The sequence below is a fragment of the Chryseobacterium sp. FP211-J200 genome, assembly GCF_001643375.1.
Classification (GTDB): Bacteria; Bacteroidota; Bacteroidia; order Flavobacteriales; family Weeksellaceae; genus Epilithonimonas; species Epilithonimonas ginsengisoli.
On record NZ_LSHB01000065.1, the window covers coordinates 1 to 12,293 of the forward strand.

Below are 12,293 nucleotides of genomic sequence, written 5' to 3' on the forward strand. Positions count from 1 at the left end.
CTTCCGACCATGACTACCATTACAGCTGTCTTTTTTATTTTTTGATGAGTAAGGAAACGATATCCTGCACCACCTTCTGAGAGACAAAGTTCATAAAATCAATCCTTTCCAAATGTGGCAAAAATAATTTTGAGGTCACTTCTTCATCGCCAATTCTAATCGAGTAATAAACTGTTCCCACATCTTTCCCATCCTCGCCTTTTCCGGGACCAGCAACGCCTGTGGTAGAAACAGCAATATCCGTTTTGAATAATTCCTGACAACCTTTCGCCATTTCCGAAGCAACTTGTTCACTCACGACGGTAAATTCCTCAATTGTTTTTGGATTAACTTTCAGAATATCGATTTTCTTCTCGGTTGCATAACTCACAATCCCGCCGATAAAATATTTAGAACTTCCTGTTACTGATGTGATTAATCGTGACAATTCTCCGCCCGTACAACTTTCAGAAACAGAAATGGTCAACTTTCTGTCATTCAACAATTCGCCTAGGATTTTTTCGATTTTATCTTCGTGTGTGGCGATGATATTTTCGCCGATGATTGGAATTAATTTTTGGATTTCATTTTCTAATTCCTGTCCTAACATTTCCTGAGAACTTCCTGAAGCGGTTAATCTTAATTTAACTCTCGTTCCGATTGGCAAATAAGAGAGCGCAATATGTTTCGGCAAAGCCAATTCCCAACTTTCAATATTTTCTGATAGAATACTTTCCGGAACATCCACGACAGAAACGATTCTCGTCACGATATGTTCTAATGCTAATTTTTCTTTCAAAAATGGAATGATTTGATCTTTCACCAACGGTTTCACTTCGTAAGGAACGCCCGGCAAACTGAAACAAAATGTACCATTCTTCTCCAAAACCATACAAGGTGCAGTCCCAAAATAATTCAGAAAAACCTCAGCTTTTGATAAGACAACTGCCTGCTCCTTATTGTGTTCCAAAATCCAAAGTCGGTTTCTTTTTTCGAGATAAGCTCTCAAATGTTCATAAACTTTATCAGAAAAAACCAATTCGTCTTCGAAAAACTTAGCGTAAGCTTTCTTGGTGATGTCATCTTTTGTTGGTCCCAATCCGCCCGTTGTAAAAACCACATCCACCATTTTAAATGCTTTTTCAAGTGTTGAAACAATCGTACTTTCATCATCTGGAATTGTAAAGATGGAAGTTACTTTCACGCCAATTTCTTTAAGTTGCGTGGCAATGAAGTTGGAATTGGTATCAACGGTATTTCCTGAGAGAATCTCGTCGCCAATGGTAATCAGAACAGCTGTTTTCATAAGAACAAATTTCGGGAATTATTCAGTTACTTGATTAACATTATCTCAATTTTATTAAGCTTTAAAATGTTAATTAATTACAAGTTTGATTAATTCAAATTTTATGACATTACTCAATTATAGTCTAGTATCGGCTTAAAACTTGTAATTTTATAGTGATGGAAAAGACAATTTTAGAACCAAGATTTAAAGGTTCACCACATTTCAAAGATTTTTGGACAAAAGGCAATGGAAAACAACTCATCGATTTTTCCGGTGCGGAAGTTAGCTTTAAAGATTTTGACAAATTCTCCTATTACTTTTACCACGTTGACGAAATGGGTAATGATGTCGTAAAAGAAGTTTATTTCACCAAGAAATTCCAGGAAGCTTCACGTGAAATCGAGCAATACATCCGAAAAGGTGTTTCAGAAACTGATGAAGTTCCGGCGAGTGTTCAAAAGCTTTTCCAACAAACACAAGCTGTCCCAAGCTGGCTGGATTACAATTTGATTAAAAGTGGCGCAGAACTTTGTATGCGAAGCAATGTGGATTCGCTTATTTCTTTGCGGGATTATTGTTTGATTGGCGGTTACGACTATGCTTACCTCAACAAACCGCTGATTGTCACCGAAGCTTTAAAGAAAGGAGCAGTAAAACGACTTTCGGAAACGCTTGATTTTTGGGTCAATGCCACGCGATACAACGCGTTGGAAATTCACGCAAAAGGTTATGAGTTTGCCATAAAAACACGGCTGATACATTCCTACGCCAGACTTTCTATCAAGAAACATTACAAAAACTGGGACACAGAAAACTGGGGAGAACCGATTAATTCCTGGGATATGATGGCCACGTACATTGGTTTTAGTTTGGTTTTCCTTCACAGTCTCAAAAAATTGGGTAATACTTTTACTGATGAGGAGGAGAGAGGACTTTTTCACCTTTGGAAATATGTGGGCTATCTTTTGGGAATCCCGGAAGACCTTCTGCCCGACGATAAAAAACAGGCGACTGAATATTTCTATCTGTGGACAGCTGTCCAACCTCCTTCCGATAAAGATTCTGTTTTACTGGCACATTCTCTATTGAATGAATCTCTGGAAAATCCAATTCTAAAGTACGGTTTCCAAAAGAAAATGCTGCGGTTTTTACACATCAGCTGCACGTGGTTTTTACTCGATGACGAGGTGTGTAAAAGACTGGAAATACCGGAAGTTTCCGGAAGAAGCGTCTTTCCGAATACCAAAAGATTCATCAATAAAATCTACAACAATGTCGTGAGCCGCAAAAACCGAATCGCAAAAGGAAATAAAGACCAAATGCAGGTTTTAAAAGATTATCTGCGGGTTACACAACAGTCTAATTTTCATTAATTAAATACATTCGTCCAACCCGATTGAATCTTACCAAACATTTTTATAATTATCTTTGATTAAAATTGAGGAATGAAATCATCTTTCTGGACAAACTACAGCAACATCATCCTGCTTCTCATCGGGATTTTCATTGGAAGCCTTGTTGGAATTTTCATGCCGGATTTTGTCGTTTATCTGAAACCGATTGGCGATATTTTCCTGAATCTGCTTTTCGTCACAGTCATTCCACTTGTATTTTTCGCGATTGTTTCCGCCATTTCCGGCATCGAGCAACAAAATCAATTGGGAAAAATCATCGGAACAATGGTTCTGACTTTCCTCAGTTTCATTCTGATTTCAGCTACATTTTGCATCATTTTAGTTTATTTCTTCCCAACTGAAGCACCAAAAAATATCAGCGAAGCCATTACAGAAAACCTACAATCCGATACCAACATCAATGACCAAATCGTAGGATTCTTCACCGTCAGCGAGTTTTACCATTTATTCTCAAGACAGAATATGCTCGCCCTTTTGGTCTTTTCTTTTTTAGTCGGAATTTCCATCAGAAAATCTGGCGAAATGGGAAAAGCATTTCAGAACTTCATCCTCTCCGGAAACGAAGTGATGAAACAGCTTTTGCTGTTAATAATGAAAGTCGCGCCCGTTGGATTAGGCGCTTATTTTGCGTATCAAGTTGGCACGATTGGCCCTCAGCTTTTTGGATTTTACGCCAAACCTTTGGGGCTTTATTACATTGCAGGAACTATTTATTTCATCGTATTTTTCAGTCTTTACGCCTTCGTTTGGAAAGGTGGAAAAGGCGTGAAAGCATTTTGGAAAGAAAGCCTTTTACCGACTGCAACCGCCATCAGCACTTGTAGCAGTCTGGCAACAATGCCTGTTGCCATCGAGTCTGCCAAAAGAATGGGCGTTCCCGCATCCATCGCCAACGTTGTAATTCCGATTGGAACTACGATTCACAAAAATGGCTCCTCCATTTCATCCATCATAAAAATCTATGTTGCATTTCAATTGCTCGGTTGGAACTTATTTGAACCAATGAATCTCATAATGGCTTTGGGAATCACAGTATTCGTAAGTGCCGTCGCTGGCGGAATCCCGAATGGCGGTTACATCGGCGAAATGTTGATGATTTCGGTTTACAAAATCCCACCCGATGTCGTTCCAGCGGTCATTATCATCGGAACTTTGGTGGACCCATTGGCGACTGTCCTCAATTCCGTCGGAAACATTCTCGCCAGTATGATTGTCTCAAAATTTGTAAAAGTAGAAAGCTGAAATATTTATTAGGAGATTGATCCCGCTATCCACTATATCTTTTTTGCTTTCAGAATATTTGGTCTTCGAAAGAAAGTTGGTACAAAAAGCAAAAAAGGATGCCGTTCCTATCGGGGCTAGTTGGCAATTCGCTGGATTTTTTTAGATGTCGTTACTTCGGACATTTCGATAGTGGACATATATTTTTCTTTCGACATTTCGCCACTTCGTGGCTTCCTAAATCTTTAGCAAACTATTCACTCCGCTTTACAGGTTCTAAATTTTGTAACTCTTCTGGTGTAAATAATCTATACTGAACTTTAAATGTTTTACCCAAAGGCGTTTCTAGAGAAAATCCACCCGGCCCCCAGCCATCCAAAACATCCAAGGTAAAGTGGGAATATTTCCAATATTCGAACAAGTCGCGGTCTATCCAGAACTCGTGACCGTTGATAGTTCCAATCATTGCATCATTCATTCTTGGGAAATAGCCACCTTTTTCGAAACATTGCGGCTGCGTTCCTTCGCAGCAACCGCCAGCTTGATAAAACATCAATTCGCCGTGTTTCTTTTCCAGTTCCCAGATGACTTCCAAAGCTTTTTCGGTTACAGAAAGTCTTGCGATTTTATCTTTGGTTTCCATATTCTCTATATTTTTAAATTGATGATTTAAACACAAAGGCACAAAGATTAATTTATTTTAAACTTGTTTCAAGGCACTAAAAAAATCAAAGATTTTTTAATATTAACAAAGTTAAAAACTTGGTGCCTTAAAAACTCAGTCATTATAATGAAAGCTTTGTGCCTTTGTGAAATTTCATTCTTAATGAAGTTAGCAAAAACCCGACAAACAAAATCTGCCGGGCTTAAAACTCAAATAACAATAATTAATTTTGTCCAGCGATGTCCAGAACAATACGGCCATCAATCTGGCCTTTTTTCATCTTATCGAATACATCGTTGATATCTTCGAGTTTTGCGGCAGTTACAGTAGCTTTCACCAGGCCTTCGTTGGCAAAATCCAATGCTTCCTGCAAATCTTTCCGCGTTCCGACAATAGAACCACGAACGGTAATCCTCTTAAGAACCGTCTCAAAAATAGGCAGTTCAAAAGATCCTGGCGGCAAACCGTTAAGCGCAATGGTGCCCTTTCTTCTGAGAACCTCTATCCCCTGCTTGAAAGCAATTGGAGAAACAGCGGTAATCAAAGCGCCGTGCATACCTCCGACTTCTTTATGAAGATACTGTCCGGGATCCGTTTCTTTGGCATTAACGACCAAATCGGCTCCCAGTTTTTTAGCCAGCTCCAGCTTGTCATCTGCCACATCTATAGCTGCAACGTGCATTCCCATGGCTTTGGCATACTGAATGGCAACGTGTCCTAATCCACCGATCCCGGAGATGGCAACCCATTCACCAGGTTTTGTCTCGGTTTCTTTCAGCCCTTTGTAAACCGTAACGCCGGCACAAAGAATAGGTGCAATCTCCAGAAAATTGGTATCCGATTTTAAATGGCCAACATATCTGGAATCGGCAATCACATATTCTGCAAATCCGCCATCTACGCTATAACCGCCGTTTTTCTGCGCTTCGCAAAGCGTTTCCCAACCGGTGATACAATAGTCGCAACAGCCACAAGCCGAATACAACCAAGGAACACCTACTGCATCGCCTTCTTTCACCATTGCTTCCGGGCCGCAAGCCACTACAATTCCTACGCCTTCGTGTCCCGGGATCAGCGGCATTTTTGGTTTTGCAGGCCAATCGCCGTCTACAGCATGTAAATCTGTATGACAGACACCACAGGCAATTACTTTTACTAATACTTCATAGCGTCCAGGTTCTCTTACCGGAACTTCCATAATTTTTAATGGCTGTCCGTAACCTTGCACGACTGCCGCTTTCATTGTTTTTGGAATCATAATTTAGTTTTTTAGATTGTTAATTATTATTGTTTTTATTGTTATTTGATGGTCCAAATTTCTATCAATGTGTCATTTGCGTGAGGGATTGTAAGGGTTGCGAGGAACGAGCAAGTGCGAAATGAAATGCAGCACCGGATCCGCCACAGGCGGAGAAGCCCTGAAAAGCCCGACCGTAGCCCCGGCCTAAGCCAGGGCGAACGGGCACGCCCTTAAAAAAAACACAACTATCTTAGAAGAATCCTAATTTGTTTTTGTTATAGGATATCAACATATTTTTGGTCTGACGGTAATGATCGAGCATCATTTTGTGATTTTCTCTACCGATACCGGATTGTTTGTAACCTCCGAAAGGTGCTCCTGCAGGATAAGCGTGGTATTGGTTAACCCATACTCTACCAGCTTCGATATGACGCGGGATCTGGTACAACTGGTGTGCATCTCTAGTCCAAACGCCGGCACCCAAACCATAGATGGTATCGTTGGCAATTTCTAAAGCCTCCGCCTCATCTTTGAAAGTAGTGAACGCCAATACAGGCCCGAAGATTTCCTCCTGGAAGATTCTCATCTTATTGTTTCCTTTGAAGATCGTCGGCTGGATATAGTAACCGTTTTCAAGCCCTTCTCCAACATTGTTAACATCGCCACCTACAAGTACTTCCGCGCCTTCTTCTTTACCTAACTTAATGTAAGACAATATTTTATCTTTTTGGATCTGAGAAGCCTGTGCCCCCATCATCACAGTCTTATCTAACGGATTACCGGTTTTGATGGCTTTTACTCTCTCCACGACTTTGGCGATGAATTTGTCAGCAATATCTTCCTGAACCAACAGTCTTGACGGGCTGGTACAGATCTCACCTTGGTTAAGACAGAAAAGGACTGCGCCTTCTACCGCTTTATCCAAAAACTCATCATCTGCGTCCATTACTGAGTTGAAAAATACGTTAGGTGACTTACCACCCAATTCCAAAGTCACTGGAATAATGTTTTCTGTTGCGTACTGCATTACCAAACGTCCCGTTGCTGTAGATCCTGTGAAAGCCGCTTTGTTAACTTTTGGATTGGTCACCAAAGCTCTTCCCAATTCTGCCCCGAAACCATTCACTACGTTTATAACTCCTGCTGGAAGCAAATCTCCAATCAATTCCATTAATATCATAATAGAAATAGGTGTGCTTTCTGCCGGTTTCAGAACCACACAGTTACCAGCTGCCAAAGCTGGAGCGAGTTTCCAAACAGCCATCAGAATCGGAAAATTCCAAGGGATGATTTGTGCAATGACACCAATTGGCTCGTGAACGATTAATGAAACGGTGTCTTTATCCAATTCATTATGCGAACCTTCCTCAGCTCTGATTACCGAGGCAAAATATCTGAAATGGTCAATCGCCAAAGGAATATCTGCAGCTAGAGTTTCTCTTACCGCTTTTCCGTTATCAATAGTTTCTACAGTTGCGATATATTCTAGGTTTTGCTCCATTCTATCCGCAATTTTGTTTAGAATAATACTTCTTTCGGTTGGAGAAGTATCTTTCCAAGTTTTGAAGGCTTCTGTTGCTGCATTAACCGCTGCTTCCAAGTCTTCTTTGTTAGAATGTGCTGCCTGTGTGAACACTTTCCCGTTGATCGGAGAAACAACGTCAAAATATTGTCCGCCTGCGGATGGAACAAATTTTCCACCGATGTAATTATCATACTTAGTTTTGAACTCTGGCCAAGCCAAAGTCGTTGAGTTCTGTGTTAGTTCTGCTGTTGTGCTCATAATAATATTGTTTTGTTATTAATAATCAGTTAACATTTGATTAAGGCTAAGTTAACTTCATAATTAATGAACAGAATAGCACAATTCTCCAAAAAAATAGTAAAATCCTACTTTTAAGATTCTTTATAATTTCATTAAGAAAAAATTATGCTTGGCTATATATCTAAAATTATTATATTTGAGAAACAAGATGTTATAAAAATCTTGACTAATGAATACAAATCATTTTCATCTTAACAAACCTAATCTGACACAGGAAAATAAACTGAACACATTGGTGGAAAATCAAACCAAGTACAGTTTAAATAATTGTGAATTCAGTATCTATGAGACGCATCAGAGTGCTTATAATGTGAAATTGCATTTTGAGCATTTGGCATTCACTGGAATGTTAAGAGGAAAGAAATGGATGAAACTTCAAGATAAGAGTAATTACTTCGAATATCTGCCTGGAGAAAGTGTTTTGGTCGCGCCAGGAGAAACCATGGTGATTGATTTCCCAGATGCAGATATTGATGCTTCGCAGTGTATATCGTTGACTTTGAATCCAGAATTTGTTCAGCAGTCATTGGACCACCTTAACTTTAATGCCACAAAAGTAGATGATTCTTCCCATTGGAATATTTCCTTGGAAGAATTTTATCTCTTAAACAGCAAAGCATTGGCCTCTGCGACCAACAACATTATGAGGATTGCGATGGATGATAATTCTTATAAAGATGTGATTGCCGATTTTGCTTTGAAGGAACTATTGATAAGATTGATGCAAACTCAAGCTAGAAATCTGGTCGAGAAAAACACGCTGAAAAATAAGTCGAGAATTGGTTTTGTGGCAGATTATGTTAAGAAAAATCTTCATCAGAAATTATCCATTGATGCAATTGCGAAAATGGCTTATGTCAGCAAGTCAAACTTCTTCAAAATGTTTAAAGAAGAATTGGGAATTTCTCCAAATGAATTCATCATTCAAGAGAGAATTAAAAGAGCGAAAGAAATGTTGATGCATAATAATTCGGTGAATGAAGTGGCTTTCAGCACAGGATTTTCGGACACCAATTATTTTATCCGAGTTTTCAAACAAATGGAAGGTGTAACGCCGAAAATTTTTCAAAACAAAAAATTAATTTGAAGTTAGTAGTTAGTTATAGATATTTTCAAAAGAGAACGAGCAGAAATTTCTGCTCGTTTTCGATTTTATGATTATTGTGGATTTAATCTTTGGTGATTATCAGGTCGCTCCTACGGAGCTTTGGTGTAAGCATCATTATTTTGCTATTAACAGCTAACTCCTACGGAGCTCTTAATTCTGTGCATTTTTTTTTCTATTAACAAACCACACTTTTAGTGCTATTATTTTTTATAACTATAATATCTTGCACCCTTTAAAACTGGACTTTCTTTTTCAATTCTAGTCAATCCAAATCCTTTATAGTTTTCATTAACAGAAGAATCCAATTGTTTGCGATGTAATTTTTCGTAAGTTTCAAAATTGACTGGCAATCTGTTTTTCAGTTCTTCGAAGAGATTCCATTTCTCAACTACGGATTTCCATTCCGGGGATACTTTGCCGACGAAGACTTTTGATTTTGAGCCACTCCCATAAGCCAAGAAACCGATTTCTTTTTCTGATAAATCTTCATTTTCATTGAACGAAGTTTGTAAAGCTGACAACAAGGCCATAAAAATAGAAGCTGTGTACATATTCCCGATTTCGGAAGATGCGCGTTGAGATTTCTCTATTTTTTCGTTGATGAAATTGATATAATCTTCGGATTTTGCAATGCCTTTTTGTTTCTCGGCATCAGAATAATCCAGATGATTTTCTAAACTATAAATCTCGGTGAAAACTCGTTTTCCATGGAAAGCGTAAGGCAAATGGAAAATCAAATAACGCCAGTCTTCGTAAGGTCTTACGGTAAAAGTCTGGTCTTTGTAATGTTCATAAGCTTCACGGATCCTGTCCTGATAACAAACATTTGAATATTGACCATCGAAAACAGGCTCGTCTGTGAACACTTCTATTTTATCTGGGAAATTCTCTGGAGCAGTTGGGAAATCATCTTTTGAGAAATGACGTCTTGGTTTGAAGAAGTCAAAAACGCTTTCTGTGGCAACGCCCCAATTGTTGTCAATCTCGATTAATTTTGGATTGGCAGAAACTAATAAGGCCACTGCGCCGCCACCTTGCGTATATTCGCCTGACGAAGCCAATTCGTATTTTGCGTAATCGCTAGCAATGACGACAGCTTTTTTGGTTGGATTGGCTCTTACGAAATCCAAAGCGTTATGTAAAGCATCCACGGCTCCAATGCAAGCGAACGTCATATCAACAATGTCACAATGTTTGAAAACCCTTTCACCAAATTCTTCTGTTAAGAATTCTTCTACCATCTGGACAGCGTAAGTTGCGGTTGGTTTTGCCGCGTCCAAGGCACTTTCCGTTCCTAGGTAAACTCTGGATATCTCTTTTGGATCGAGTTTATAATCTTGAATTAATTTGAGTAAAGCCTCTGCCGCAAATGTCGCTGCATCTTCGTGAACATCTGGCAAAGCCATTTTGTGCAGACCCAGACCTTTCTCCAATTTTGCAGGTTCGATTCCTCTTTTTTCTGCAAGGTCCTTGATTTCTAAATATAAAGAAGGCACATAAAAACTGGCCGCATCAACTCCGAATTTCGTCATTTTTAAAAATTTTAAGACACGAATTTAGAGATTTTTCGGCGGATTTCGGGTCTGTTTTGGGGAGAAAGTTTGGATAGAATGACAAATTCTAAGTTTTCTTAGAAACTTGTTTGTTACTGAATCTGCAGCCCGACTTGAACGGAAATCCTTTTTTGCTGGTCTTCGTTTTATATCATGCTGAAATCGTCCGCAAAAAAGATTGGGAGTGGAAGGCGGATAAAGCTGCCCAAATAATTTCCACGAAAAAACCTCACTTTAAAAAGCGAGGTTTTCTTCATATCAAAATCAAATATGCATTACAGCATACTTTATGCGTGACTCTCATCGTGTTGCGAAAGGTCCAAACCGATGTTTTCGGAATCTTCTGCAACTCTTAATGGGATAATCATATCCGTGAGTTTATATAAAATCAATGAGCCTAAGAATGTAAAAGCGGAAACCAAAACCAAGGCCATCATATGATGTGCAAACACTTCGAAGCCGCCGTGAATAAGACTTGCGTTCTCGCCTTGAGCCAAAATCGCTGTTAGGATCATTCCCATAATTCCGCCAACGCCGTGGCAAGCGAAGACGTCTAAAGTATCGTCCACCTTTTTCAGGCGTTTCCAGTTGCACATTAGATTTGAGACAATCGCTGAAATAAAACCTATAAAAATCGCGTGCGGAATCGTTACAAAACCTGCAGCTGGCGTAATAGCCACCAAACCGACAACTGCACCAATACAAGCGCCCAAAGCGGAAACCTTTCTACCATTGACTCTGTCAAAAAATATCCAAGATAGCATTGCAGTTCCTGAAGCAATCGTTGTTGTCCCAAATGCCATTGCAGCGGTTGCATTGGCAGCCAAAGCAGAACCTGCATTGAAACCAAACCAGCCAAACCAAAGCATTCCTGTTCCTAGAATTACAAAAGGGATATTCGAAGGTTCGTGGTGAGGATTTTTTCTTTTTCCAATCATCATTGCGCCAGCCAAAGCGGCGAATCCTGCACTCATGTGAACCACTGTTCCACCCGCAAAATCCTTCACTCCAAAATATTTGTTCAACAAACCGTCCGGATACCAAACCATATGACAAAGCGGCGTATAGATTATTAAACTGAATAAAACCATAAACAATAAGTAGGAAATAAATCTTACTCTTTCTGCAAAAGAACCAGTGATCAAAGCTGGCGTAATGACTGCAAATTTCATTTGAAACAATGCAAATAAAATAAAAGGAACTGTAGAAGCCATTCTGCTGTGTGGAAAAACGCCTACATTGTTAAAAAACATATAGGTTGTTGGGTTTCCTATCAAACCATAATGTTCGCCGTTGATCGTAATTCCAATAGATTCTCCGAATGACAAACTGAAACCGACAACAACCCAAAAAATACTGATCACACCCAAAGCGATGAAACTTTGAAGCATTGTAGAGATCATATTCTTTTTCCCGACCATTCCGCCATAGAAAAATGAAAGTCCTGGTGTCATCAATAAAACCAAACCAGAAGAGGCCAAGATCCATGCAACGTCCGCTCCTACGATACTATCTTCTCCCAAAAAAGTTCTTGGTAATGGCAAAGAAGTCTGTTCTGGCCAGAAAAGTGCTGCGATTGAAATGATACTGATGATGATAAAAGAAATGATCCAGCGTTTCTCGATTTTCATATTTCAAATTTTAACCCTGCAAATATAGAGGGTTAATTTTAAAAAACATGTAAATTTAATTATTCAACCTCATAATTTTTATAGATAATAAATTAACAAGTTAAAATTTATTCAAATAATAATGAGGCATTAGTTTTGTAGTACATTGAAAAAATCAAGCTATGAAATCAGATATTCCAAAACCAGACAGCGAGACCAATAAAGGTCCCCTGGTGGCCATCATTATTGTGGTGGTTTTATTCATTTTAGGGTATTTCGCTTATATGATGTTTATCCCACAACAGGTGGAAAACATGAACAAGACAGAAAATATACAACCAGTAGAACAAAAAGTAAAAGACTCCATATAGGTAGTCATGGTCGGAAGAA

Annotated in this window: 10 protein-coding genes; 4 read left to right on the forward strand and 6 right to left on the reverse strand. The window is 39.1% G+C overall.

Annotation, left to right across the window (positions count from 1 at the left end; translation table 11 throughout):
- Nucleotides 1–34: 34 nt before the first annotated feature.
- Entirely contained in the window at nucleotides 35–1,285 is a 1,251-nt protein-coding gene (locus tag AXA65_RS17340) for a CinA family nicotinamide mononucleotide deamidase-related protein (RefSeq protein ID WP_063971318.1), read from the reverse strand.
- Between the two features lie 158 nt (nucleotides 1,286–1,443).
- Here AXA65_RS17340 and AXA65_RS17345 point away from each other — a divergent pair, with 158 nt between their 5' ends.
- Together AXA65_RS17345 and AXA65_RS17350 are read left to right on the forward strand one after the other, a co-directional pair.
- The gene (locus AXA65_RS17345) at nucleotides 1,444–2,640 is read left to right on the forward strand and encodes an oxygenase MpaB family protein (RefSeq protein WP_063971319.1); all 1,197 of its coding nucleotides are present in this window, start codon (nucleotides 1,444–1,446) and stop codon (nucleotides 2,638–2,640) included.
- 72 nt (nucleotides 2,641–2,712) lie between these two features.
- A complete protein-coding gene (locus AXA65_RS17350; RefSeq protein ID WP_063971320.1) occupies nucleotides 2,713–3,924 on the forward strand; it encodes a dicarboxylate/amino acid:cation symporter in 1,212 nt (403 codons plus the stop codon).
- Nucleotides 3,925–4,156: 232 nt separating this feature from the next.
- Here the strand turns inward: AXA65_RS17350 and AXA65_RS17355 are convergent, their stop codons facing one another.
- The 3 genes from AXA65_RS17355 to AXA65_RS17365 all read right to left on the reverse strand — a co-directional run bounded on the left by AXA65_RS17355 (nucleotide 4,157) and on the right by AXA65_RS17365 (nucleotide 7,590).
- A complete protein-coding gene (locus AXA65_RS17355; RefSeq protein WP_063971321.1) occupies nucleotides 4,157–4,546 on the reverse strand; it encodes a DUF779 domain-containing protein in 390 nt (129 codons plus the stop codon).
- Between the two features lie 244 nt (nucleotides 4,547–4,790).
- On the reverse strand, nucleotides 4,791–5,825 hold the full coding sequence (gene adhP, locus AXA65_RS17360; protein WP_063971322.1) for an alcohol dehydrogenase AdhP: 1,035 nt from the start codon (nucleotides 5,823–5,825) through the stop codon (nucleotides 4,791–4,793).
- A gap of 232 nt (nucleotides 5,826–6,057) precedes the next feature.
- Complete coding sequence (locus tag AXA65_RS17365) at nucleotides 6,058–7,590, reverse strand: aldehyde dehydrogenase family protein (RefSeq protein WP_063971323.1); 1,533 nt, start codon at nucleotides 7,588–7,590, stop codon at nucleotides 6,058–6,060.
- A gap of 211 nt (nucleotides 7,591–7,801) precedes the next feature.
- On the opposite strand from AXA65_RS17365, the gene AXA65_RS17370 reads away from it, so the two are divergent.
- Nucleotides 7,802–8,719 carry a helix-turn-helix domain-containing protein gene (locus AXA65_RS17370; protein ID WP_063971324.1) on the forward strand — a complete coding sequence of 306 codons (918 nt, stop codon included), beginning with the start codon at nucleotides 7,802–7,804 and terminating at the stop codon, nucleotides 8,717–8,719.
- A gap of 221 nt (nucleotides 8,720–8,940) precedes the next feature.
- On the opposite strand, the gene AXA65_RS17375 is transcribed toward AXA65_RS17370, so the two are convergent.
- Both AXA65_RS17375 and AXA65_RS17380 read right to left on the reverse strand, forming a co-directional pair.
- Nucleotides 8,941–10,272 (reverse strand): hydroxymethylglutaryl-CoA synthase family protein, encoded by a 1,332-nt coding sequence (locus AXA65_RS17375; RefSeq protein WP_063971325.1) that lies wholly within the window; start codon nucleotides 10,270–10,272, stop codon nucleotides 8,941–8,943.
- A 308-nt stretch (nucleotides 10,273–10,580) separates the two neighbouring features.
- Entirely contained in the window at nucleotides 10,581–11,924 is a 1,344-nt protein-coding gene (locus AXA65_RS17380; RefSeq protein ID WP_063971326.1) for an ammonium transporter, read from the reverse strand.
- Nucleotides 11,925–12,085: 161 nt separating this feature from the next.
- On the opposite strand from AXA65_RS17380, the gene AXA65_RS17385 reads away from it, so the two are divergent.
- Nucleotides 12,086–12,274, forward strand: a complete 189-nt coding sequence (locus tag AXA65_RS17385) for a hypothetical protein (RefSeq protein WP_063971327.1) — start codon at nucleotides 12,086–12,088, stop codon at nucleotides 12,272–12,274.
- Nucleotides 12,275–12,293: the final 19 nt, after the last annotated feature.